The sequence below is a fragment of the Microbacterium sp. 2MCAF23 genome, from assembly GCF_052115565.1.
Lineage (GTDB): Bacteria > Actinomycetota > Actinomycetes > Actinomycetales > Microbacteriaceae > Microbacterium.
The window spans coordinates 363,370-385,399 of the sequence record NZ_JBFRGY010000004.1; the positions used below are offsets into that span (position 1 = coordinate 363,370).

Below are 22,030 nucleotides of genomic sequence, written 5' to 3' on the forward strand. Positions count from 1 at the left end.
CCGGCATGACCGCCGACGCACGACCACCCGGTCCGCCGGTGCGCGGTGTGCCGCGCGGTCTCGTGATCGCACGCGCATGGGAACGGCTCTCCGGAGTGGATGCCCTCACCGGGCCCACCGGTGCCCCCCTGGCCCGCACGACGAAGCTGGTGCTCGATCCCCTGGTGATCCGCCCGTCCGCACGCCCGCACCTGGCGTACGCCGTGCTCTCGGACGACGCCGCCGAAGAGCTGGAGGCGCTGATCGACGAGGCGCGGTCGGATCTCGCCGCGACGGCCGCCTGGTTCGTCGCGCTGAAGCGCGCGCGTCGTCGCGCCGCAATCACTGGGGGCAACCCCCAGGACCTCTATTTCCAGCGTGCGTTCGAGCTGGCCCGGCACCGCGGCGCTCCGGCGCACGACGCCGATGCCGTCGCCGCGGCGACCCTGGCGGAGGTGCACGACGGAGTCCGCCCCGGACTCGCCGAGCTGCGGGCGCACCTGAGCGACCCCGCGGTCGCGACACAGGTGAGCCGGGAGATCGCGGAGGCCTGGGCTCGTGCAGCGGCGCCTGCGGGCCCGGTCGTGCGCGACGCGTTGCGACGGCTGCTGGACGCCTGCGCGACCGGCGCCGGAACAGGCGACTTCGCCGCCCTCGTGGCGTCCCGCAGCGGATCCGCCGGCGCACCGCCGGCAGACCTCGCCGGTGCCGCGCGAGAGCTGGGGCTGACCGCGAAAGACCTTCCCTCGCCGCCGGATCCCGGCTCCAGAGCGACCAAGACCGCGATGCCACCGCCGTTCGACAGGTCGCTGTTCGAGCGGCTGTTCGCGTCGTTCGCCGCCGTCGCGGACAGCGGCGGTGACATCGGCGACGTCGTGCACGCCGAGATCCAGCGCACCGCCGGCGCGTGGCAGCTCACCGAAGAGGAGAGCCGCGTCGTGCTGCTCGCCGCGACGGAGGCGTCCGCTGCGCTCGGGGATCCGGCCGGATCGACCGGATCCGGCGTCACCCCCGCCGCCGCGGAATCGACACCTCACGCGATGACCGACGCCGCCCGGCGCCTGGGCGGACGGTGGCGACGCGAGCCGTTCGTGCATCGGGCTCTGCGTCTCGGCGAGAACCCCGCCCCGGCACGGGGTGCGCGCGAGGCCTTCGTGCGCCGCCTCTGGGCACGGCTGCACGGACGCGAACTACGCGGCGACGCGATCCTGGCGGACGAAGTCTGGACCCTCCTCGACGGCGCGCTGCGCTCGGTGATCCTCGACCGACGCGGCCTCGTGAAAGCCTCGATCGGCCGCGATGCCCTCGAGGAGGCGGCATGATCGTTCGCGCGGCCCGCACCGCGGAGGGCCTGCGGATCGGGGCGACGCCCTCGAGTGCCGCCCACTCCGCGCTGCTCGAGACGGCCGGGGCGCTCCTGATCTGGGATGTCGCCGATCCTGACGTTCCGGCGGCGTCCGTCTGGGATCCCGCTCTCGCGATCGACGTCGCCTGGCAGGTGTACGGTCCCGAAGCGGTCCCCGCGCTCCTCGGCCAGACGGATGCGTTCGAGCCGTCCCCGGCTCCCGCGCTCGACCATGCTCGGCGTGCGGCGCTGGTGGCGTGGGCGGCGGCGTGGTGGCCGGCCTCGACGCTCGCCGGCGTCCCCCCGCTCGATCCGCGGATCCTCTCCGTGGAGCGGGCGGACGCACTGCTCGCGGTGGAGCACCTGCTCGACGGCGAGGAGCTCCTGCTCGCGGCGCTCGCCGACGGCCTGGTCGCCGGGCGGGCCCTCCGCCTCGCACCGGGGATCCACGCCGCGGTGCGCCCCGCACTGACGGCGCTCGAGGGCCGCCTCGAGGAGGCGGCCGCGGACCGCGGCATCACCGCCGGCAGCGCCGCAGCGACCGTGCCGGCACGAGCGGACCTCGCACTCGCCGCCTCCGCGACCGTGCGCTCCACCGCGGGCGTGCTCGCCGAGGGCACGCGGCCCCTGGACCTCTCCGCGTTCGCGCCCGGCACGGTCGATGCCGCCGGATCGGCACACTGGCAGGTGCGCTCCGGACAATCCGACGTCGTGCTGGAGGTCTCCGCACCGCGTGCGCCGTCGTCCTCCCCCACGGATCCGGGACCGCTCGACGCAGTGTTCGCGGGCATCGCGCTGACCCTGCGGCCCGAACCGGGTCGCTTCGCGGGCAGCATCTCCGTCCCCGTCACGATCCTGCTCACCCCGCCGGACGCGCGCACGCTCACACTCGCCTCGCCGGGATATCGCGGCCATGGAGATGTCGATGCGGAAGCGCTCCTCGCCATCGCCCACGCGCGACTCGACCGCGCACGGGAGACCGTGATCGACGACTCCGGGCTCCCTTCTCGAGCCGTGCTGCTCGCCGAGCAGGAGGCCGCGAGGCGATGACGGAGACCGAGGCGGCGAGCGGGACGGCGGGATCCTTCAACGCTCAGATCCTGAGCCTGCCCGGATCCGGCAGCCTGCCGGCCCGGTGGCAGCACATGGAGCCGCTCTTCGGCGAGCTGGCGTCCGCCTACGCATCCGGCGGCCCGATCGCGGCCGAGCCGGTCACTCGCCGCATCCTTGCGGCCACAGAGGTCGAGGACATCGACGGGGTCGGCCTCGACCTCCGCGGCCGAGCGCTGGCCAATCTGTCCGCGATCGCAGAAGCGCGCGGGGATCTTCCCGCGGCGATCGATCTCGTGTCGGAGGCGATCGCCGCCTGCACGGCCGCCGAGGCGATGATCGGATCCGCACGCCGCACCGCGGAGGTGCGTTTCGGAGCGGTGATCAATCGCGCGCAGACGCTCGCGCTGGTCGGTCGCTCGATCGAGGCCATCCACGACCTCGAGGTCCTCGGTGGACAGTTCGACGACGCCACACCGCCGCTGCTGGTCTTCGGACGCCACAACACGCTCGGCGGCATCCTGCTCGATCGGGAACGCTTCGGCGACGCCGAGGTCGCCTTCCGCGCAGCCCTGAACACGGCACTGTCGCACGAACCGCGCCTCGCCTCGTACGCGTACTCCGGCCTCGCCGCACTCGCCCACCGCACGGGCGATCCGCGTCTCGCCGCCGAGCAGCTGGAGATCTCGCGGCAGCTCCAGACGACCGGCCCGATCGCCGTGGCCCGCACCGAGGAGAACCTGGGACGGCTGCTGCTCGAGCGCGGCGAGGTCGATGCCGCCGAGGAGCGATTCGCCGCCGCGGAAGAAGGCTACCGGCGCGGCGGCGATCCTCGCTCGGCCTCGGTGTCCCGCCTCGGACGCGCCGCCGTGCTGCTCGCCCGCGGTCGGCTCGCCGCCGCACGGGGGATCGCGGAGCAGGTGTGCGCGGACGTGCTCGTCCAGGGCGACGTGTGGGCACAGGTCCAGGCCGAACTGCTGCGGGGCGACATCCTCGTCGCACAGTGGCGCTTCCCCACGGCGGACGCCGCATACCGACGGGCGCGCGCCGTGTCCGCGTCGACGGGTGCACTGCACGAGGCCGCACGGATCGACGTGCGCCGGGCGCTCGCCGCGCTCACCGCGGCCGACCGTTCGCTGTTCCGCGGCGAGAAGCAGCGCATGCGTCGCGTGGCGCTCGATCTGGCGCTGCCCGCCGCGCTCGCGACGGATGCGCTGCGCGAGCGATTCGCGGCCGGGCCGATGCGTGAGCGGTGGATCCGCACGGTCTCGACGGTCGCGTTCGAGGTCGCTCTGCAGAGCATCAGTGCTCTCGCCGAGACCCGCCTGGCGGTGGAGGTGATCGAGTTCCTGTGCTCCTCGCCCTCGCTCGGCCCCGCCGCACCTGCCGTCTCGCGAGCCGAGCCCGCGCCGGAGAACGACCGCGTCCACGTCGCCGTTCTCGAGGCGCCGTACGCCCTGGCCGCATCCGGGGACAGCGGTCTCGCTTCCCCTGTCCCCTCGGCCGGAGGGGCGCTGCCGTTGTTCGTGCGGGCGATGCCCGGCGACGACTCATTCCGGGTGTGGATCGCCGAATCGGAGCGCCGCTACGGGGTCGCCATCCGCTCCGCGGAGACCGTCGATGCCTGGTGAGCGAGTGACCGCAGGAGATGTCGCCGACGGGGCCCCGGAGCGCCCGTGTGTGCAGGTGAAGTTCGCCGATGTCGGCGATCTCTACGTGACGTGGCGCTGGGAGCACGCGCTCGAGCGCCCGCGAGCGTACGCGATCCCGCGCGCCGCTGTCCAGCCGGTGCTCGACCGGCTCGACGAGTCGATGCCCTCGCCTCGGCACGGTGAGAGCGTCGTCGAGGCGCTCGACCGTGCCTTCCGCGGACCGCTCGCCGATCCGGACCGGGAACGGCGGCTGTCCGCGGAACTGGCGGGGGCGCTGCTGCCTGCCCCGCTCGCGGCCGAACTGAACGCCATGCTCCTGCGCGACCGACGCCCGCATCTGCGCATCCAGGGCTCCCCCTCGCTCGGCCGCGTGCCCTGGGAGGCGCTGTTCGTCGACACGGATCGGCGGATGGTGCACGAGGCCGAGGTGTCGCTGCTCGTGCCGGCCGGCGTGCGCAACGCGCCGTCGCGACGCGTCTCCCCCTGGGATCCGCACGGTCCGGTCGTCGCGATCCTGGATCCTCCCGTGCCCGGGGGGATGCTCGCCCCGGTGCTCGGGCCGACGGGGACCGGCCAGGCACTCGCCGCGCTGCAGGAGCGACTCGGATCCCGGGCCCGCGGCGCCGAGCCTCTCCTGGGCGGCGCGATCGACCGGGTGCGACTGCGCGCGCTGCTTGCCGATGCCTCCCGCTTCCTGTACGTCGGGCATGTGTCATCGTCCGACCATGGTCTGGACGTGCGCATGCATCTGTCCGACGGCCCCGCCCTCGCCGGCCGTGCCGCTCTGCTCGGCGCCCATCGCCCGCTCACGGCCGCCGACATCGCCTACGGCGCGCCGGAGGACGCCGGCGACGACGGCTGGCGCATTCCGGCCCGCGTCGCGCTGATGGCCTGCGAGTCCGGCGGAGACACAGGATTCGCAGAGCCCACGGCGCTCGTCGCGGCGCTGGTCCGGGGCGGCGCGGAGCACGTCGCCGCCGCACGATGGGCGCTGCCCACCGACGCGGGATTCGCGCGCGCCGCCGGCGCGGACGCCCCGGCCTTCAGCGCGGCGGTCGATGCGGTGGACGCGACCCAGGAAAGCGCGGACCCGGTAGCGGCGCTGAACGCCTGGCAGCGCGCCAGCGCCGAGACCTGGGCGCGCTCCGGCGCTGTCGAGCACTCGCCGCTGATGTGGGCGGCGATCTCCACGACCTGGTCACCGCCGCGCCGGGACAGATGATCCTCGAAAACCTGTGATCGGGAGCAATCACCCGCCGGCAGTCTGAGTGCATCCACAGGGATACGCAGTTCCACCGGAACACACAGGAGGTACAGATCATGGGACTCTTCGATCGCGCCAAGAACGCACTCGCCGGCATCGACCCGCAGACGATGGCTGTGCAGGCGCAGGCCGCACAACAGCTCGCCGCACAGCAACTCGCCCAGGCGGGATACTCGGACGGCTCGCTGCCCATCGCCGCGGAGGGCGCAGACCTGCGGGCACGGATGCAGGCCGACCACGATGTGCTGAACGCCTACGGTCAGGAGCTCAACCGGGTGATCGCGATCGGCACGCCGGGGACCGGCATCATCACGGGTGCCGTCGACACGGGAGAGCGTACGGCGGGCAACGCCTGGTTTCGGATCGAGGTCGAGGTGACGATTCCGGGTGCCGCGCCCTACACGGTCGCCAAGCGGGAGATGGTCGCCGCGCAGTTCATCGGCAACTACGCGATCGGATCCGCGCACGGCATTGCCGTCGACCCGGCGGATCCGCAGAACATCGCCCTGACGAGCTGAGCGCATCATGGGCGTGATCCGCGACCTGCTGCGCCTGCTGCGCGTGACGCGCGAGCTGCCGCCCCTTCCGTCCATGCGGGACACGATCCGCCAGTCGGCCGACATCGCGGAGCAATGGGGGCGCGTCGCGGAGGCCTTCGCGGATCCGCACGCCGCAGCGGCCCGGAGCGGACCCGGCGGACCGTACGGTGCGGCGACGGCCGATCCGTTCGCGAATCTGGCGTTCCACCAGCGCGGCCTGCCCGCGTCCGGCACGGTGCTCGCGTGCACACCCGAAGGCCCTTCTTCCGCCGACGGCCTGACGGTGTACGCCGTGCTCCTGGACGTGCGGATCGAGGGCCGCGAGCCGTACCGGGCGACCTACCGCACGGTCATCGCCGAGCCGGCCCTGCACAACTGGCGCCCGGGCGCCGTGCTGCCCTTCCGCGTCTCCCCCGACGACCCGCAGGCCCTGCTGCTCGGGTGACGCGAGCGCGGCCCACCCCCCACAAGACCCTGACCCGAGAGCGAGGAGCATGACATGAACAGCTGGGTGCGACGAGGGATCCTCGTCCTCTTCTGGATGGCGATCGGCACCGTCCTCGCCTCGATCCTCGGGTTCGTCCTCGGCAGCGCCGAGACGGCGACGATCGCGTTCGTCATCGCCCTCCTCGTCGCCACGACCGTCGTGCCGACGATTTTGATCCTCAGCACGGTGGCCGGGCTCGGCTCGGGCTCGTCGGTGGGGCGCGGCGTGAGACTCCGGGACTCCCAGGTTCTCGCGGCGACGGCGCCTCGCGAGATCGCCCGCATCGAGTCCCTGCGCGAGCAGGGGGTCACCGTGCGCAACTTCCACCACCTGTATGAATTCACGGTCACGGTGTTCCCCCGTGCCGGCGCTCCGCGCCGCGAGGTGTTCTCGCAGCTCATCACGATGGGCGAACTGCCCGGCTTCTTCACCGGGCGCTACGTGGTGCTGGCGACGACGCCCGGTGCGCGCCCCGTGCTGGATCCCGCGCCCGATGCGCAGTGGAAGGCCGCGCTGCGCGACGCACCGGCGCGCTACGACGGTTTCACCGCGGCATCAGTCGCCGCGACGACGCCTCCGACGGCGCAGGCCGCCGGCCCGTCGCCCTCGGAGACCCCCTCGACCGCCGGCCGCGCCGGCCGGATCCTGGCGAACCTCGTGATCATCATGCTCTGCGTCGCCGGCGGGTTCGCACTCGGCATCGTCTGGGTGTTCTCCACGCCGCAGCGCGCCGTGGCGCTGATCGAGGAGATGCCGCAGCGCCTCAGCGGACAGGTCCAGGGCGTCTGGGACTCCGCGGTCCTCGACCTCGATCTCACCGATCTGCGCCGTCAGCTGCGCGGCCGCAGCCTGGAGTCCGTGGTGATCTTCGACACCTATTGGTCGATCGATGCGAGGAGCGCGACGGATCCGGAGGGCGAGGACAGTTACGCCTACCGGAACGGATCCCTCAGCCTGTCCTGGACCAGTGAGCTCACCTCGTCCCAGGGCGGGTTCTCGATCGACGAGGTCGACCCGGACGTCGTGCGCCGCGCGGTCGCGACCGTGCGCGCGGATGCCCCCGGCATCGTGATCTCGAACGTGATGATCCGCCGACTGCAGGGACCGCTCGTCATCGACGTCGACAGTGACGGGGTGTACAAGACGACGACCCGGCGTTTCGACGCCCGGACCGGCGTGGAGATCGGCTGATCCTGTCGATGCGAACTCCGCGCCGGACTGGCAGACTCTAAGTCCGCTGGGGCTCGCATCGGCGCGTGCCCCGGATCGACCGATCGGGACCCCTATGTCGCAGCAGCCCACGCCGTCGCACCCCCTGGACTCGCTCACCGGAGCGGAGTTCTCCGCCACCGCCGCCGTTCTCGCCCGCGAGCACGGCATCGATGCCGGCTGGCGGTACGCCTCGATCATCCTCAAGGAGCCGCCGAAGACCGAGGTGAAGGCCTGGCGCGACGGGGATCCGATCGTACGGCGCTCGCTCTCGGTGCTCTGGCGCAAGCAGACCAACGAGGTCTACGAGGCCGTCGTGAACCTCACGGACGACACCGTGGAGTCGTGGAAGCACGTGCCGGGCGTCACCCCCAACTTCACGATCGACGAGTACCACGACTGCGATCACGCGATGAAGGAGAACCCCGAGGTGCGCGCGGCGCTCGCGGCCCGCGGCATCGACGACGTCGACCTCGTGCTGTTCGACGTATGGACCTACGGCGGAGCCGTGCTCCCCGAGCAGTGGCGCGACCGGCGCCTCGGCTGGGTCGATCTGTGGATGCGTGCGACGCCGGATGGCAACCCGTACGCGCATCCCGTGAGCGGGCTGAAGATCGTCGTCGACATGAACACGCTCGAGGTGCTCGAGATCGAGGACCACCACGACTACGGCTTCCCCGACGTGCACGGCGAATACGTGCCCGAACTGGCCGGCATCACACCGCGCGAGGATCTCAAGCCACTGCAGATCGTGCAGCCCGAGGGCGTGTCCTTCACCGTCGACGGATCCCGGATCCGCTGGCAGAACTGGGACTTCCGGCTCGGGTTCAACTACCGCGAGGGGCCGGTCATCTACCAGGTCGGCTTCGACGACCAGGGCACCCGGCGCGAGATCGCGTACCGCATGTCCTTCGCCGAGATGATCGTGCCCTACCGGGACTCCAGCTTCGACCACTACCGGCGCACCGCGTTCGACATCGGCGAGTGGGGCCTCGGATACATGTGCACCTCGCTCGAGCTCGGCTGCGACTGTCTCGGCGAGATCACCTACCTGGACGCGGTGCTGCCGGACACCGCCGGCCAGCCCTGGACGATCACCAACGCGATCTGCCTGCACGAGGAGGACAACGCCGTGCTGTGGAAGCACGTGGATCCCGACTCCGGCACCGAGGTGCGCCGGCAGCGCCGGTTCGTGGCGTCAGTGCACGCCACGGTCGCCAACTACGAGTACCTCGTGTACTGGCGCTTCTACCAGGACGGCAACATCGAGTGCGAGGTGCGCGCCACCGGCATCATGGTGACCACGCCCATGGCGGAAGGGCAGGACGGCAAGGCCACGGGGACGACGATCGACACCCGCACCTACGCGCCGTTCCACCAGCACTTCCTCATCGCCCGCCTCGACCTGGACATCGACGGGGATGGCAATACCGTCGTGGAGTCCGACTCGATGCCCGCGCCGATCTCGGAGTCGAACCCGTTCGGCCTCGACCTGAACACGCAGGCCACGGTCATCCGCTCCGAGGCGGAGGCGGGTCGCAGCTTCAACTGGGAGCGCCAGCGCGGGTGGAAGGTGCAGAACCCGAACAAGCTGAACGCGTGGGGCGCCCCCGTCTCCTACAAGCTCGTGCCCTCGGCATCCTTCCCGGCGATGTTCGACGAGTCCTCGCCGATCCTGAAGCGCAACCCGGTCATCGGCAAGACGGTCTGGGTGACGCGGCACCACGACGACCAGTTCTGGCCCGCGGGCGACTACCCGACGCAGGCCGTCGACGACCTCGGCAACGGCATGACGGCATGGATCGCGGATGACGAGAACCTCGTCGACGAGGACGTGGTGCTCTGGTACAACTTCGGGATCCACCACATCACCCGTGCCGAGGACTGGCCGATCATGCCGGCCGACACGATCTCGTTCTGGCTCAAGCCGTTCGGGTTCTTCGACCGCAATCCCTCGCTGGACGCCCCTCGCTCGGTCAAGGGCGCTGCGTGCGCCTGCGGCGGCGGGGAGTGCCACTGCGACCACGGCGCCGGTCACGGGCACGGCGAAGCGCACACGCATGCGCACGGCGAAGCGCACACGCACGACGAAGGCCACAGGCACGATCACCACGGCTGAGCGTTCCGGTCCGTGAGCCTGTCGAAGGGCCCCGCGGATCCGGTCTCTGAAGCTCTCTTCAGGCCCGGATCCGCGGGACGGCGGTCGCTCCGGACGTCGCAGCGACGGGTTTCCCGGAACCGGCGCCGGAGGCCTCGGACGGGGCTACGATCGCGATAGGCGAGAGGCCGTGGCGACATCCCACTGAGCGTCTTGGAGCGATGATCCACGCCGCCCGGACTCCCCGAAGGAGGTCCGAAATGAACACGCAGGAGCAGCAGCGCGGCACCACGACGCACGCGGACTGGGGCGCAGGGCATCCTCACCTGCTGATCACTCGCGAAGACACCCACCTGGTGCACGAGATCACCGAGGACGAGACGCGGATCGGTTCCGGTGCGGACTGCCAGATCCGCCTCGAGAGCATCGCCGCGGTGCACGCGATCATCCGCCATGACGGCCACGACGACTACGACCTCGAGATGCTCGCTCCCGGTCAGACCAGCGCGAACATCGCGAAAGCCGCCGAGGAGGAGGGCCGCTCGGTCGAGACCCTGCACACCGGCGCGCGTTTCACCGCCGGCGACTGGCGTTTCGTGTTCGTGCGCGACGAGTTCGCCGACCATGGCCGCCCCTACGGCGGACGACTCGGCGGCGAGGGCGCGCACCAGCGGCGGCAGCCGCCGCGCCCGGACTACGAGAGCGAGGGGCACACCGGAGCGATCCCCGCTCCCCCGTCACCGCCGGTGCTCGAGCAGAATGGTGATCCCGGGGTCGCCGACTGATGCTCCACGCATCCCCGTCGGTGAGCAGGATGAGAGCACCGCGAGGGGGCGACGATCCCGGGCCGCCGGGGCTGGTCAGACGAACTGGACGCGCGGTGCGGGCTCGTCGACATAGGCGCGCCCGTCGGGGCTGATCCATTCGATGACGCCCCCGGGCTGTTGGATGGCGTGCCATCGCCAGCGGTCGTCGACGTCGGGATGTTTCAGCGCATGATGTCCCCGGCACAGGCAGCACAGGTTGCCGAGATCGGTGCGGCCGCCTTTGGCGTGGTCGTGGTTGTGGTCGATGTCGCAGGAACGGGCGGGCATCCGGCACCCCGGGAACCGGCAGCGCTGGTCCCTGGCTCGTAGGAATCGTCGCATCCGCTCCGTGGGGGCATACGTGTCGGCGCGGGTGAGCATCCCGCGAGCGTCGAGGAAGAGCCGGTCCCACACGTCAGCCGTCGCCGCGAGGCGCCGGGCGAGATCCACATCGATCGGACCGCGTCCGTCGAGCTCCGCCGGCCGATCGTCGGCGCCGGTCAGCGTGGATGCAGCGATCGTGACCTGCACCGTGGCGCGGATGCTCTCGATTCCGCTCTCGTTGATCAGATCGGTGTCGGAGGCGAGCAGCAGATCCGTGGCGATGTCTGCGCGAATCTCATCGAGAGATCGAGTATCACGGGCCGGCTCCTGGAGATCGTCGGCCATCGACGCGAACAGCTCCAGCCGTCGCCAATCGTCGTCGGTGAGTTCTCGTCCGGCCTGCGGGGCGTGCGGGCCGTGGAACGCACCGCCGACCTCGGCAGCCCCGGTCGTACGGATCCGCCGGGCGATCGCCGTCAGCCGGCCATGGGCAGCGTGCGCGAGCGGCGACGGCATCAGGATCTCCAACCAGGCCATCCCGTCGTCGACGTCGGTGACCCGCACCTGCCGATCAACGCGGGCACGGCGATGCCTCTCCGTCGTGCTCTCCGGGGCGACCGCTGCCGCCGCCGACTTCGCGAAGGCCTCCGTGCGCGGCGCCGTCTCCGCTGCTGCGTACGGCACCACCAGCTCCTCGTAGCGGGCCGCGGCCTCGTGGTCCGCGATGTCGATCGCCGACGCTCCGGCGACGATCACGACCGCGTGCCGCAGGGAGATCTCTCCCGCAGCGAGCGCGGCCCTCGTCGCGGGAAATCGATCGTTCAAGGACCAACCCGTGCTGAGCGCTCTTGCGGCCGCCGCCCGGGAGATGTGCAGCCCCGCGGAGATCTCCGCGAACATCGACCGCTCAGCGCTCTCGAAGCCGTCGGCGCCGGGTGGGACCTCGTCGAGGAGCTGCTGCACCCGCGCTCCGAGCAGGGCCGACTTCTCCGCCTCGAGAGCGGCGATCCGACGGTCGATCTCACGGCACCGATCCACGATCTCCTCACTGCGGACGAGGTAGGGATCGATGATGGCCATACCCCATTCTAGAACATATCTTCGAAGACGGGAAGGGCTCGTCGAACTTCTCTCAGGACTCGGAGGGCACCAGAGGCAGCTGCGGGCCGTGGTTCCACGCCAGGATCGCGGGCTGCTCGCGGGTGAAGCCGAGCACCGAGACGGATCCGGCGTCCAGGGTGATCGCGGCCCCGAACCGCGGCGCCTGACGCAGGAACACGGCGGTCAGGATCCGCAGGTAGTGGCCGTGCGCGATGAGCGCGACGTCGCCGTCGACCATCGCGGGCAGCACCCGGGTGAGCACCCGCGAAGCCCGTGCGGCGACCTCCTCGACGGTCTCCCCGGGGGTCTCGCCACGGATCACGCCGTGCGTGAACGCGCTCCAGTTGTAGCCGAGTTCGGCACGGATGTCCTTCGTGGTGCGCCCCTCATAGCCGCCGTAGTCCCATTCCACGAGCAGCGGATCGACGTCGGCCTTCAGCCCCGCGAGCTCTGCGGTGCGGCGCGCGCGTTGCAGCGGAGAGGACAGCACGAGGCGGAAGTCGTATCCGGTCACGAGCGCCCCGGCCAGTCGGGCCAGCTCCTCGCCGCGCGGAGTGAGCGGGATGTCGGTGCGGCCCGTGTGGCGCCCGGTGCGCGACCACTCGGTCTCGCCATGGCGAAGCAGGACGAGCTTGCCCTGCGGATTGTCCGGCGCGGGGCGTTCGGGTAGCGGATCCAGGGCTGTAGCGAGTTTCTGCACCCTGCAAAGGTACGCTCCTCCGCTAGCGCTCCCCGTCGGCGAGCGTCCGCTTCCTCGCGTCACGCTGAGCCCGGCGCAGCCGCGTGCAGGCGAGCGGGATGATCCGCGCGCCGACGATCACGCTGCGCGCGCCCAGCACCACGGTGAGCGCACGGACTCCCCACGCCGGCAGGAACACGCAGAGCACAGCGAGCGCCAGGTCGAGCATGCCGAACAGGAGTTCGGTGCGTGGCGCCTCAGACTCCGCACGCACGACGGCCATCACCTTCGACACACCGCTGGACAAGTAGACCAGCGCGGCGATCAGGACGATGACGTCGGCAGGCACCGCGCCTGCACACATCGCGAGGCCGCCTGCCACAGCCAGCAGGCCGCTCACGATGCTCAGCGCGCGGCCTCGGTCGCGCGTGAGCGCTGCGCTGAGATCGTCGACACCCGAGATCAGGAAGCCGAGTCCGATCAGCAGCCGCAGGCGCAGCACGATGTCCCCCTCGGCGACCAGCAGCAGCACGCCCGAGGTCAGCGAGACCGCACCGGCAGCGACCACGAGCCACCACGGCAACCCGCGCAGTCTTGCAGCGAGGCGCTCTCGGAAGGTCCAGGCGCGGTCATGCAGGGCGGGCACGTGAACATCGTACGGGTGCGCGGCACGCCGGCCGGGTCAGCCCCTCCCCAGAACGAACAGCAGGCAGAGCACTCCGACGAGCAGTGTCGCGCCGGTCAGCGCGGCGACCGGCCAGCCGGAGCGCAGCACGACCGGTTCGGTCGAGGTGAGCGCCCGGTGCTGACGCCGGTAGCGCCGGTGCGAGCCGACCAGCACCACGAGTGCGAGGGCGAGGCCCGCGAAGCCCAGCGCGAGCGCCGCCCCGCCGATCACCGACGGCAGGATCCGCATGATGACCACGGATCCTCCGGCGAGCGCGAGCGCCGTGCGCCGCCACGCCAGGGCGGTGCGCTCGGGTTGCAGGCCGGGGTCGAAGACCCGCTCCGGTTCGCCGGTCACGCCAGCAGCACCCCGAGCAGCACGAGGATCCCGGTCGCCACGACCACGAGGACGAGCGGGATCGCGATCCACGGCGGGCCCAGCGGGGTCGACTCCCGCAGCGAGCGCTCGGTGCGCATCCAGCCCAGCCACGCCTGCACGGGGGTCAGCAGCCCCGCCACGATGAGCAGGATCGAGGCCGCGTGCCGGAATCCCGGGTGCATGCCGAGGCCTAGGGCCTCGAGCGCGACACCGCCCGCGAGCAGCGCGAGCGAGGTACGGATCCAGGCCAGGAACGTGCGCTCGTTCGCGAGCGTGAACCGGGCGTCCGGTTCCTCGCCGCGGTCGTAGACGCGCCGGGGGAAGCGGCTGGTGCTCATGCGTTCTCCGTTCGGAGCGAGACGGTGCGGAATCCGGCGTTGCCCATCGACGAGTCGGGCGTGTTCGAGCTGCGCGCGGAGTTGCGGTAGCGGTTGCAGTAGGAGATGTGGCACAGGTAGCTGCCGCCGCGCAGCACGCGCGCCATGCCGAGCGACGGGCCGCGCGGATCCGCCTCGGCGGAACGCTCGTAGGCGCGCGGGTCGAACCAGTCCGCGCACCACTCCCACACGTTGCCGACCGGCTGAAAGAGTCCGTAGCCGTTGGCGGCGAAGGCGCGCACCGGAGCCGTCGTCAGCCAGCCGTCGTCGAGGGTGTTCTCGCGCGGGAACGAGCCCTGCCAGATGTTCGTGCGCCATCCGCCGTCGTCCGGCTCCTCGTCGCCCCAGGGGTACTTCGCCCCGTCGAGTCCGCCACGGGCGGCGTACTCCCATTCGGCTTCGGTGGGCAGCCGGCGGCCGGCCCAGGCGCAGTACGCCGCGGCGTCGTTCCAGCTCACGTGCACGACGGGGTGGTCGGCGAGCCCGTCCAGATCCGAGCGGGATCCCCCGGGGTGCGCCCAGTCCGCGCCGCGCACGCCGTACCACCACGGGGTGCCGGCGGCGGGGCCCATGATGTCGTCATCGGGAGCGCTCACCGCGAGGTGGAACACCGCCGAGAAGCCGAAGGTCTCCGCCTCGGTGCGGTAACCGGTCGCCTCGACGAAGCCTGCGAAGTCGGCGTTCGTGACGGTGGTCGCGTCGATCTCGAAGCCCTCGAGCGCGACCCGATGCCGGGGCGTCTCGCCGTCGCCCCGGTTCTCGTCGCCCGAGGAGTCGCCCATGACGAAGGAGCCGGCGGGGATCCGCGCCTGCGCGATCGCATGCCGGCCGACGGCGTCTCCCCCGCGTACCTCCCGCGCGCCGAGCAGCGGAAGGGCCGTGCGCCCGCCGGACAGCACGTCGCGAGGCGGCACGCCGCAGGCGCAGTCGGGACCGCAAGCCGATTCGCCCATGAGACCATCTTCCTCTGTCGCGTCATGCTCGCGCGCCATCACGCGCACCGCGAGACCTGAAGATCACAGCTCGATCCTGTCGCTTGGCCGATTCACCGACGACGAAGCGCGGGGGCTCCGCGCAACGCCGTCAGGGCAGCGCGAGCTCGTCGAGATGTCGGGAGAGCAGGCCCCTCATGGCCTTCGCCGACAGTGGCCGGTCAGGCCACAGCGCCTGCAGGGCGATGCCGTCGAGCAGCGCGTTGAGACGCAGCGCCTCGTACTCGGGGTCGCGGCCCGCGCCGAGTCCTCCTGCCCCCTGGAGGTGCAGGATCATCGAACTGCAGACACGGCCGACGGCCTCGTTGAGCCGGATCGCGGTGGGCCGCAGCTGCGCATCCGTCAGGGCGAGGACACCGAGCTGCACCTGCGCGATGAGCTCGGTGCGCCGTTCGCTGTCCAGCGGCAGAAGCTGCGAGAGCACGTCTTCGACAAGGTGACGCGCATTCAGATGCTGCGACGCCGCTGCGATCCGCCCGGAAGCTCGCTCCTCGATCAGGCGAAGGCAGTGTTCGCGCAGTGCGTGCTGGGTGGGGAAGGCGCGGCGCAATGACGCGGTCGCGATCCCGGCCTCCTCCGCGACACCGCGCACCGAAAGCCCGGCGAGACCGTCCCGCTCGAGCACTCTCATCGACGCGGCCGCGATCTGGGCGGTGCGCTCGTCCGCATCGATGAGTCGGGGCATGATCGCCAGTCTAGGGACGGACCTGCTGCGGTCGCGGCGCGGGCTTCTTCGGCCAGATCGTGTAGCTCACGGCCCATAGGAGGTCGACGACCAGCACGATTCCGACGATGCGGAAGCCGGCGAGCAGACCCTCCGTTCGCTCTGCGTCACCGACCAGCAGGACGAGGATCGCGACGATCGCCGATGCGATCGCGGCCATCAGCAGGGTGCGCAGCAGATCCTTCCAGCACTTCTTCGCATACGCCGACCCAGCGAGCGCGACCGGGCGAGGCCCGCCCGCGAAGCGATGCGCGAAACGGATGTCGGCCCAGGCGATGAGCGGACGCCCGAACGCGATCGAGAAGCCGATGTAGACCGCCGCCAGGCCGTGCTCCCAGGACGCGGTCCCGCCACGGAGCAGGTCGGACGCGACCAGGAAGAGGAGAACCACATCGATCATCGGCCCCGCGATCAGGAATCCTGCGCCGAGGCGGGGCCGGCGCAGCACGTATCGGGCGACGAGCCCGGCGACGATCGCCACCCAGAACGCGACCTCGCACACCACGACAAATGCCAGGATCATGTCACACCGCCCTTCCCCGCTCGAACTTTGTTAGCACGACTGTATCAACAAAAGGGGAAGGGCGCGACGAAGGAGCAGCCGCGAGGCGGCCGACGACGGCGGGCCGGAATGACTCGACATCGAGGAGACCCGGGGCCTCGGATGTCGCCCCAGGAATCATCAGCCGAGGACGACGAAAGCCCCGAGCGACTGCTCGGGGCTTTCTGTTCCGGTGGACCCAAGGGGATTTGAACCCCTGACCTCCTCGATGCGAACGAGGCGCGCTACCAACTGCGCCATGGGCCCGTGAACCAGATCAGCCTAGCACGGGCACGGGGAAGCGCTCGTCATCGGCGGCGTCTGCAGCACCCGCCGGGCGTGTCGGCTCGCGCTCAGCCCGCGGCGCGCTGGGCGAGCAGCTGACGCACGTGCGCCTCGATCTCGGCGTCGTCGACGTAGCCCATCCGCGTGTACGGCGACTCCTGTGCAGCCGTGGGCGCGGGCAGCTCCACGGGGGCCTGCGGGGCGAGTTCATCGGCCTTGCGCTGCAGCTCGGCGGCGCGGGCGGCCTCACGAGCAAGGGTCTGGGCGTCGATCGTGGCACGCGCCGCGTGCGCCCGGGATCCGGCGACGGAGGTGAGCGGCTCGGGCAGCGTGCGAGGCGTCCAGATGCGCGGGCCCTGATCGTGCAGCTCGCTCTCGCGCGCGGGCGACTCCTCCACCGCAGGTGCCGTCACGACGCGCGCGGCACGGCGGGCCGCGCGATGGGCGACCGCCGCCATACGCTGCAGCATCAGCAAGGCGAGCACCGCGACAGCACCGCCGGTCCAGAGCAGGATCGATGATGCGCCGGTCACCAACTGCCACACGCCCAGGCCGGACGCGGCGAGCGCGAGGACGAACATCACCGTGGCGACGAGGCGAGTACGACGGCGAGCGCGGGCGCGCAGGAAGGCGGGATCGGCGCGCGTGGAGGCGAGCTGCTCGCGCAGCCGCTGCAGATCGGCCTGCTCCCGGTCTGTCTGCAGCTTCTTCGCCAGCCTCTGCTGCGCGAGAGCCGTGCGGGCGTTCAGCTCGAGCTGCACTTCGCGCGGCGCCTCGCTGGTCTCGGCGAGCACGCGCAGGGCGCGGTTCAGCCGCAGCGCGTTGCGCTCGGCGGCGTCGTACTGATGCTGCCCCCGCCACGACGGCAGGAAGTAGAGCAGCCACAGCAGCGCCGCGACCAGGACGATCACGCCCCCGCTCAGCACCGGCCCGTTCATGCCCTCCACGGTATGCGACGGCCCGCCCGTGACCGCGCCGACACGCGCACGCCGACCCCACGCCGAGCCGGCGCAGGCCCTCGACCGGCCCCGATGTCCGCACCGGCGAGTAGGGTCGGGCTCGTGGCCTCGTTCACCCCTCTGCAGCGACTCGTCATCGCCGTCGCTGTCCTCGCATCATTCGTCACGTTCCTCGACGGCACCGTCGTCACGGTCGCCCTCCCCGCGATCAGCCGCGAGCTGGGCGGCGGCATCACCACCCAGCAGTGGGCGGTGGACGCCTACCTGATCACGCTCAGCGCCCTGATCCTGCTCGCCGGATCCGTCTCCGACGCCTATGGTCGGGTGCTCGTGATGAGGATCGGACTGATCGCGTTCGGGGTCGCCTCGATCGCCGTCGCGGCCGCGCCCACTCCCCTGGTGCTCATCATCGCCCGTGCCGCACAGGGCGCCGCCGGCGCCCTGCTCGTACCGAGCTCGCTTGCACTGATCACGGCCGTGATGCGCGGCGAGGTGCAGTCCAGGGCGATCGGGGTCTGGACCGCCTTCACGACCGCCGCACAGCTGGTCGGACCGCTGCTCGGCGGGCTGTTCGTGGATCTGCTCTCCTGGCGCTTCGTGTTCCTCATCAACGTGCTTCCGATCACCGTCACGCTCCTGCTGCTGCGCCGGCTCCATCTGCCGGAGCACGAGCGCACCGCGCAGGTGGACTGGCTCAGTGGGGCGCTCTGCGCCATCGGGCTCGGCGGCGTGGTCTACGCGCTCATCGAGCAGCCGCATCAGGGGTGGGGCTCCCCCGTGATCCTGATCACCGCCGTCGGCGGAGCGGCTCTGCTGGCGATCTTCCTGCTGCGCCAGCGCCGCCCGCACCCGCTGATGCCGCTGTCCCTGTTCCGGGTGCGCAACTTCGCGTGGGGCAACCTGTCCACCCTCTTCGTGTACGCGGCCCTGTCCCTGAACGGTTTCGTGATCGGCGTCTACCTGCAGCAGGGCGCCGGGCTCAAGGCGACCGAGGCGGGCCTTGCCAGTCTGCCGATCACGATCCTGATGATCCTGCTCAGCTCGCGCGTCGGTCGGCTCGCCGGGCGGCTCGGGCCGCGGCTGTTCATGGCGGGCGGTCCGCTGGTCATGGCCGCGGGTGCTCTGCTGCTTCTCCTCGTCTCCGAGGACTTCGACTACTGGTGGCAGGTGCTGCCGGCGATGACCGTGCTCGGCATCGGCCTGTCGCTGACCGTCGCCCCGCTCACCTCGGCGATCCTCGGATCGATCGAGGAGAGCCGCTCCGGCATCGCCTCGGCGGTGAACAACGCGGTCTCCCGCGTGGCGGGCCTGCTCGTGGTCGCGATGATCTCCACGATCGTGGGCGGAACGCTGAACCTGGCGGGCTTCCACAGCGCCACCTGGGTCACCGCCGCCCTGTTCGCGGTCGGCGGGGTCGTGTCGTGGATCGGGATCCGCCGCCCCGTCCCGGAGGCCGTCACCGAGCCTGCCGAGGGCTGAGCCGCCTCACGGGCGGGCCGCGCTCAGCCCTGGACGCCCGCCTCCCCGTGCAGCCCGACATCGCCCTGCACGTCGGCGTCGCCCTGCACGCCGGTCGAGGGCAGATCCGACGCCGGCACGGCCGCCCATTCCGCGGGGACGCGCCCCGACGCCCAGCGGTTCAGCACGCCCTCCGGCACGTCCTCGCGCACGAGCGAGAACGCGAGGTGGTCGCGCCAGTCTCCGTCGATGTGGATGAATCGGCGGCGCATACCCTCATAGCGGAAGCCGAGCTTCTGCACGACGCGCAGGCTCGGCCGGTTCTCCGGCCGCAGGCAGATCTCGATCCGGTGCAGCCCCAAATCGGTGAACGCCAGGTCGGTCGCCATCGCGACAGCAGCAGGGGTGATCCCGTGCCCCGCGAAGCGCTCACTAACCCAGTAGCCGATCGTCGCGGAGCACAGGGATCCGCGCATGACGCCCCAGATGTTGAGCTGACCGGCGATCTTCCCGTCGTACTCCATCACGAACGGATAGCCGCTGCCGTCCCGGTACTGCTGCAGCAGCCGCCGGATGCTCACCCGCATGTCGATGCCGGTCTGCAGGCCGGGCAGCGTCGCCTCCCACGGCTGCAGCCAGCGCCGGTTGGTGACCAGCTCATGCTGCAGCGGGCGCGCGTCCTTGGTCCGGATGAGGCGAAGCTCGACCGGTCCGTGCCGCATCGGCGCCGAGACGTCCACGATCCGCTCAGATCCTCTCAGCGAACTCCTTGAGCCAGACCCGCAGGTCCGGCCCGAGGTCGTCGCGATCGGCGGCGAGCTGCACGATCGCCTTGATGTACTCCAGGCGATCGCCCGTGTCATAGCGGCGCCCGCGGAAGATCACGCCGTGCACGCCGGGCCCGTCCGGATCCGCAGCGAGCTCCTGCAGCGCGTCCGTGAGCTGGATCTCCCCGCCCTTCCCGGGCGGCGTGCGCTCGAGGATCTCGAAGATCGAGGCGGGCAGCACGTAGCGGCCGATCACGGCGAGATTCGATGGCGCCTCATCACGAGCGGGCTTCTCGACCAATCCGGTCACGTGCCGGATCTCGTCGGCGGCGCCGTCCGGAGTTCCGTCCACCGCCGCCGTGCCGTACAGGTGGATCTGGTCGAGATCCACCTCCATGAGCGCGATCACGGCCGCGCCCGTGCGCTCGTGCTCGGCGATCATCGCCGTCAGCAGCGGATCGCGCTCGTCCATGAGGTCGTCGCCGAGCAGCACCGCGAACGAGCTGTCACCCACATGCGTGCGCGCGCGCAGCACCGCATGCCCGAGGCCCTTGGGCTCACCCTGGCGCAGATAGTGGATGTCCGCCATGTCGCTGGACGCGACGACGCGGGCGAGGCGGCTGTGGTCGCCCTTCTGCGTCAGCTTGCCCTCGAGCTCCGGCACGGAGTCGAAATGGTTCGAGATCGCGTTCTTGTTCCGGCCGATGATCACGAGGATGTCGTCGATGCCCGCGGCCACGGCCTCTTCGACCACGTACTGGATCGCGGGCTTGTCGACGACGGGCAGCATCTCCTTGGGCATCGCCTTCGTGGCGGGCAGGAAGCGCGTGCCCAGGCCGGCCGCGGGGATCACGGCCTTGATGCGTGCCTTCGTCATCTGCTCAGCTTACGGGCGCGGGCATAGATCCGGCCCTCAGCCGACACGCGCGGACCCCCGGTAGAATCAGGGCCATGCCCGGCGAGATCGATCATGCGAAACGCGCGCTGCGCGCCGATCTGCGCGAGCGCCGCGGCCTGCTGTCGGATCAGCAGCGCGCCGCAGCCGAGACCGCACTCAGGGCACGCCTCGACGAGCTGATCGCCGCGACTGGCGCGCGCTCGATCTCCTGCTTCCTCTCGACCACCACCGAGCCCGGCACGCGCACCTTCATCCGCGAGGCGCTCGCCCGCGGCATCCGCGTGCTGCTGCCGATCACCCGCGAGGACGGCCTGCTCGACTGGGCGGTGGCGGGCTCCGAGGAGGAGATCACGACGGGCTTGCACGGACTGCCCGAGCCCACCGGCGAGATCCTCAACCCGATGGCGCTGGATGAGGTGGATCTGCTGCTCATCCCGGCGGCAGCCGTCGATCGCACGGGAATGCGCATGGGCTGGGGGCGCGGTTACTTCGACCGCACGCTCGGCTCGATGCAGAAGTGCCCGCCCGTCTACGCCGTGGTCTACGACTCCGAGATCCTCGACGAGGTGCCGCACGACGTGCACGACCAGCCGGTCACCGGCGCGGTCACGCCGCTGCGCACCGTCGTCTTCCCCCTGACCTGACCTTCCCGAACCGAGACCTGCGAGGCCCCATGCCCACTTACTCCTATGCCTGCACCGTCTGCGGGCACCGCTTCGACGCCGTCCAGTCCTTCTCCGACAGCGCCCTCACCGAGTGCCCCGAGTGTCAGGGGCGACTGCGCAAGGAGTACGGAACGATCGGCGTGACCTTCAACGGCTCGGGCTTCTATCGCACCGACTCCCGCGCGGGATCTGGGGTTTCCTCTTCGGCGGGGGCATCATCGAAGACGGAATCGACGGCGAGCGCCAAACCTGCGCCCGCCTCCGCACCGGCCTCGGGATCCTGAGGCCGAACTTCAGGGGAGAGAAAGAAGCATGATCAAGGGGTTCAAGGAATTCATCACACGCGGGAACGTCATCGACCTCGCTGTCGCAGTCGTCATAGGTGCCGCGTTCACCGCGATCATCAACACCATCGTCGAGAGTTTCATCAACCCGTTGATCGGAGCTCTCGTCCCGTCGGGTGATCTCGCCAAGTGGACGATCACGATCCCCGGCGTCTTCGCCGATGCGCACTTCGGCATCGGCGCCATCATCGCCGCGATCATCAACTTCGTCGCCGTGGCACTCGTCGTCTACTTGTTCCTCGTCATGCCGATGAACAAGTACAAGGAGCGCCAGGCCGCGAAGGCGGGCGTCGTCGAGGCGCCCGAGGAGCTGCCCAGCGAGCAGGTTCTGCTCATCCAGATCCGCGACCTGCTCGAGAAGCAGAAGTCGGCCTGACCGGATCCAACCTCGATGCCCCCGCGCCCTCGTGGTGACCGGGGGCGTCGTCGTCTGCGGGCCGCC

Annotated in this window: 24 protein-coding genes and 1 tRNA gene; 13 read left to right on the forward strand and 12 right to left on the reverse strand. The window is 71.0% G+C overall.

Annotated elements, in window-relative coordinates:
* The first annotated feature begins 5 nt into the window (after positions 1-5).
* From AB4078_RS06335 to AB4078_RS06375, 9 genes are all read left to right on the forward strand, one after another.
* Positions 6-1,301 (forward strand): hypothetical protein, encoded by a 1,296-nt coding sequence (locus AB4078_RS06335; RefSeq protein WP_441976410.1) that lies wholly within the window; start codon positions 6-8, stop codon positions 1,299-1,301.
* Positions 1,298-2,374 (forward strand): hypothetical protein, encoded by a 1,077-nt coding sequence (locus AB4078_RS06340; protein ID WP_441976411.1) that lies wholly within the window; start codon positions 1,298-1,300, stop codon positions 2,372-2,374. The genes AB4078_RS06335 and AB4078_RS06340 overlap by 4 nt, the downstream gene beginning before the upstream one ends.
* Positions 2,371-4,005: a hypothetical protein gene (locus tag AB4078_RS06345; protein WP_441976412.1), complete on the forward strand. Its 1,635-nt coding sequence runs from the start codon at positions 2,371-2,373 to the stop codon at positions 4,003-4,005. The genes AB4078_RS06340 and AB4078_RS06345 overlap by 4 nt, the downstream gene beginning before the upstream one ends.
* Positions 3,995-5,248, forward strand: coding sequence for a CHAT domain-containing protein (locus tag AB4078_RS06350; RefSeq protein ID WP_441976413.1), 1,254 nt, complete (start codon positions 3,995-3,997; stop codon positions 5,246-5,248). Before AB4078_RS06345 ends, AB4078_RS06350 begins: the two co-directional genes overlap by 11 nt.
* A gap of 98 nt (positions 5,249-5,346) precedes the next feature.
* The gene (locus tag AB4078_RS06355; protein ID WP_441976414.1) at positions 5,347-5,808 is read left to right on the forward strand and encodes a hypothetical protein; all 462 of its coding nucleotides are present in this window, start codon (positions 5,347-5,349) and stop codon (positions 5,806-5,808) included.
* Between the two features lie 7 nt (positions 5,809-5,815).
* The gene (locus AB4078_RS06360) at positions 5,816-6,274 is read left to right on the forward strand and encodes a hypothetical protein (RefSeq protein WP_440733700.1); all 459 of its coding nucleotides are present in this window, start codon (positions 5,816-5,818) and stop codon (positions 6,272-6,274) included.
* Positions 6,275-6,328: 54 nt separating this feature from the next.
* On the forward strand, positions 6,329-7,507 hold the full coding sequence (locus AB4078_RS06365; RefSeq protein ID WP_441976415.1) for a hypothetical protein: 1,179 nt from the start codon (positions 6,329-6,331) through the stop codon (positions 7,505-7,507).
* A gap of 94 nt (positions 7,508-7,601) precedes the next feature.
* Positions 7,602-9,644: a primary-amine oxidase gene (locus AB4078_RS06370; RefSeq protein WP_441976416.1), complete on the forward strand. Its 2,043-nt coding sequence runs from the start codon at positions 7,602-7,604 to the stop codon at positions 9,642-9,644.
* Between the two features lie 239 nt (positions 9,645-9,883).
* Entirely contained in the window at positions 9,884-10,408 is a 525-nt protein-coding gene (locus AB4078_RS06375) for an FHA domain-containing protein (protein ID WP_441976417.1), read from the forward strand.
* Between the two features lie 75 nt (positions 10,409-10,483).
* On the opposite strand, the gene AB4078_RS06380 is transcribed toward AB4078_RS06375, so the two are convergent.
* The 10 genes from AB4078_RS06380 to AB4078_RS06425 all read right to left on the reverse strand — a co-directional run bounded on the left by AB4078_RS06380 (position 10,484) and on the right by AB4078_RS06425 (position 17,435).
* Complete coding sequence (locus tag AB4078_RS06380; RefSeq protein WP_441976418.1) at positions 10,484-11,833, reverse strand: DUF222 domain-containing protein; 1,350 nt, start codon at positions 11,831-11,833, stop codon at positions 10,484-10,486.
* Between the two features lie 52 nt (positions 11,834-11,885).
* Positions 11,886-12,554, reverse strand: a complete 669-nt coding sequence (locus tag AB4078_RS06385) for a histidine phosphatase family protein (protein WP_441976419.1) — start codon at positions 12,552-12,554, stop codon at positions 11,886-11,888.
* Between the two features lie 22 nt (positions 12,555-12,576).
* Positions 12,577-13,179: a DUF308 domain-containing protein gene (locus AB4078_RS06390; RefSeq protein ID WP_441976420.1), complete on the reverse strand. Its 603-nt coding sequence runs from the start codon at positions 13,177-13,179 to the stop codon at positions 12,577-12,579.
* Positions 13,180-13,215: 36 nt separating this feature from the next.
* Positions 13,216-13,557 carry a YidH family protein gene (locus AB4078_RS06395; protein ID WP_292718501.1) on the reverse strand — a complete coding sequence of 114 codons (342 nt, stop codon included), beginning with the start codon at positions 13,555-13,557 and terminating at the stop codon, positions 13,216-13,218.
* Positions 13,554-13,916, reverse strand: a complete 363-nt coding sequence (locus AB4078_RS06400; RefSeq protein WP_233311440.1) for a YidH family protein — start codon at positions 13,914-13,916, stop codon at positions 13,554-13,556. Before AB4078_RS06400 ends, AB4078_RS06395 begins: the two co-directional genes overlap by 4 nt.
* Entirely contained in the window at positions 13,913-14,908 is a 996-nt protein-coding gene (locus AB4078_RS06405; RefSeq protein WP_441976421.1) for a formylglycine-generating enzyme family protein, read from the reverse strand. Before AB4078_RS06405 ends, AB4078_RS06400 begins: the two co-directional genes overlap by 4 nt.
* A gap of 130 nt (positions 14,909-15,038) precedes the next feature.
* Positions 15,039-15,632: a TetR/AcrR family transcriptional regulator gene (locus tag AB4078_RS06410; protein ID WP_441976422.1), complete on the reverse strand. Its 594-nt coding sequence runs from the start codon at positions 15,630-15,632 to the stop codon at positions 15,039-15,041.
* A gap of 10 nt (positions 15,633-15,642) precedes the next feature.
* Positions 15,643-16,194 carry a hypothetical protein gene (locus AB4078_RS06415; RefSeq protein ID WP_441976423.1) on the reverse strand — a complete coding sequence of 184 codons (552 nt, stop codon included), beginning with the start codon at positions 16,192-16,194 and terminating at the stop codon, positions 15,643-15,645.
* 212 nt (positions 16,195-16,406) lie between these two features.
* A tRNA-Ala gene (locus AB4078_RS06420) sits at positions 16,407-16,479 on the reverse strand.
* An 86-nt stretch (positions 16,480-16,565) separates the two neighbouring features.
* A complete protein-coding gene (locus tag AB4078_RS06425; RefSeq protein WP_441976424.1) occupies positions 16,566-17,435 on the reverse strand; it encodes a hypothetical protein in 870 nt (289 codons plus the stop codon).
* Between the two features lie 93 nt (positions 17,436-17,528).
* On the opposite strand from AB4078_RS06425, the gene AB4078_RS06430 reads away from it, so the two are divergent.
* Positions 17,529-18,935 carry an MFS transporter gene (locus AB4078_RS06430; RefSeq protein ID WP_441976425.1) on the forward strand — a complete coding sequence of 469 codons (1,407 nt, stop codon included), beginning with the start codon at positions 17,529-17,531 and terminating at the stop codon, positions 18,933-18,935.
* A gap of 23 nt (positions 18,936-18,958) precedes the next feature.
* Here AB4078_RS06430 and AB4078_RS06435 read toward each other — a convergent pair whose 3' ends face one another.
* Complete coding sequence (locus tag AB4078_RS06435; protein ID WP_441976454.1) at positions 18,959-19,636, reverse strand: GNAT family N-acetyltransferase; 678 nt, start codon at positions 19,634-19,636, stop codon at positions 18,959-18,961.
* Positions 19,637-19,661: 25 nt separating this feature from the next.
* A complete protein-coding gene (gene galU, locus AB4078_RS06440) occupies positions 19,662-20,558 on the reverse strand; it encodes a UTP--glucose-1-phosphate uridylyltransferase GalU (RefSeq protein ID WP_440733714.1) in 897 nt (298 codons plus the stop codon).
* Between the two features lie 74 nt (positions 20,559-20,632).
* Here galU and AB4078_RS06445 point away from each other — a divergent pair, with 74 nt between their 5' ends.
* From AB4078_RS06445 to mscL, 3 genes are read left to right on the forward strand one after another with little or no spacing between them, the layout of a single operon-like run.
* Entirely contained in the window at positions 20,633-21,223 is a 591-nt protein-coding gene (locus AB4078_RS06445; protein ID WP_441976426.1) for a 5-formyltetrahydrofolate cyclo-ligase, read from the forward strand.
* A gap of 29 nt (positions 21,224-21,252) precedes the next feature.
* The gene (locus AB4078_RS06450) at positions 21,253-21,528 is read left to right on the forward strand and encodes an FmdB family zinc ribbon protein (RefSeq protein ID WP_441976427.1); all 276 of its coding nucleotides are present in this window, start codon (positions 21,253-21,255) and stop codon (positions 21,526-21,528) included.
* Between the two features lie 28 nt (positions 21,529-21,556).
* Positions 21,557-21,964, forward strand: a complete 408-nt coding sequence (gene mscL / locus AB4078_RS06455; RefSeq protein WP_441976428.1) for a large conductance mechanosensitive channel protein MscL — start codon at positions 21,557-21,559, stop codon at positions 21,962-21,964.
* Positions 21,965-22,030: the final 66 nt, after the last annotated feature.

Excerpts from the sequence above, each read along its gene's own strand:
- AB4078_RS06335 (WP_441976410.1), top strand. The coding sequence starts at position 6 with ATGACCGCCGACGCACGACCACCCGGTCCGCCGGTGCGCGGTGTGCCG.
- AB4078_RS06340 (WP_441976411.1), top strand. The coding sequence starts at position 1,298 with ATGATCGTTCGCGCGGCCCGCACCGCGGAGGGCCTGCGGATCGGGGCG.
- AB4078_RS06345 (WP_441976412.1), top strand. The coding sequence starts at position 2,371 with ATGACGGAGACCGAGGCGGCGAGCGGGACGGCGGGATCCTTCAACGCT.
- AB4078_RS06350 (WP_441976413.1), top strand. The coding sequence starts at position 3,995 with ATGCCTGGTGAGCGAGTGACCGCAGGAGATGTCGCCGACGGGGCCCCG.
- AB4078_RS06355 (WP_441976414.1), top strand. The coding sequence starts at position 5,347 with ATGGGACTCTTCGATCGCGCCAAGAACGCACTCGCCGGCATCGACCCG.
- AB4078_RS06360 (WP_440733700.1), top strand. The coding sequence starts at position 5,816 with ATGGGCGTGATCCGCGACCTGCTGCGCCTGCTGCGCGTGACGCGCGAG.
- AB4078_RS06365 (WP_441976415.1), top strand. The coding sequence starts at position 6,329 with ATGAACAGCTGGGTGCGACGAGGGATCCTCGTCCTCTTCTGGATGGCG.
- AB4078_RS06370 (WP_441976416.1), top strand. The coding sequence starts at position 7,602 with ATGTCGCAGCAGCCCACGCCGTCGCACCCCCTGGACTCGCTCACCGGA.
- AB4078_RS06375 (WP_441976417.1), top strand. The coding sequence starts at position 9,884 with ATGAACACGCAGGAGCAGCAGCGCGGCACCACGACGCACGCGGACTGG.
- AB4078_RS06380 (WP_441976418.1), bottom strand. The coding sequence starts at position 11,833 with ATGGCCATCATCGATCCCTACCTCGTCCGCAGTGAGGAGATCGTGGAT.
- AB4078_RS06400 (WP_233311440.1), bottom strand. The coding sequence starts at position 13,916 with ATGAGCACCAGCCGCTTCCCCCGGCGCGTCTACGACCGCGGCGAGGAA.
- AB4078_RS06405 (WP_441976421.1), bottom strand. The coding sequence starts at position 14,908 with ATGGGCGAATCGGCTTGCGGTCCCGACTGCGCCTGCGGCGTGCCGCCT.
- AB4078_RS06410 (WP_441976422.1), bottom strand. The coding sequence starts at position 15,632 with ATGCCCCGACTCATCGATGCGGACGAGCGCACCGCCCAGATCGCGGCC.
- AB4078_RS06415 (WP_441976423.1), bottom strand. The coding sequence starts at position 16,194 with ATGATCCTGGCATTTGTCGTGGTGTGCGAGGTCGCGTTCTGGGTGGCG.
- AB4078_RS06425 (WP_441976424.1), bottom strand. The coding sequence starts at position 17,435 with ATGAACGGGCCGGTGCTGAGCGGGGGCGTGATCGTCCTGGTCGCGGCG.
- AB4078_RS06430 (WP_441976425.1), top strand. The coding sequence starts at position 17,529 with ATGTCCGCACCGGCGAGTAGGGTCGGGCTCGTGGCCTCGTTCACCCCT.
- AB4078_RS06435 (WP_441976454.1), bottom strand. The coding sequence starts at position 19,636 with ATGCGGCACGGACCGGTCGAGCTTCGCCTCATCCGGACCAAGGACGCG.
- galU (WP_440733714.1), bottom strand. The coding sequence starts at position 20,558 with ATGACGAAGGCACGCATCAAGGCCGTGATCCCCGCGGCCGGCCTGGGC.
- AB4078_RS06445 (WP_441976426.1), top strand. The coding sequence starts at position 20,633 with ATGCCCGGCGAGATCGATCATGCGAAACGCGCGCTGCGCGCCGATCTG.
- AB4078_RS06450 (WP_441976427.1), top strand. The coding sequence starts at position 21,253 with ATGCCCACTTACTCCTATGCCTGCACCGTCTGCGGGCACCGCTTCGAC.
- mscL (WP_441976428.1), top strand. The coding sequence starts at position 21,557 with ATGATCAAGGGGTTCAAGGAATTCATCACACGCGGGAACGTCATCGAC.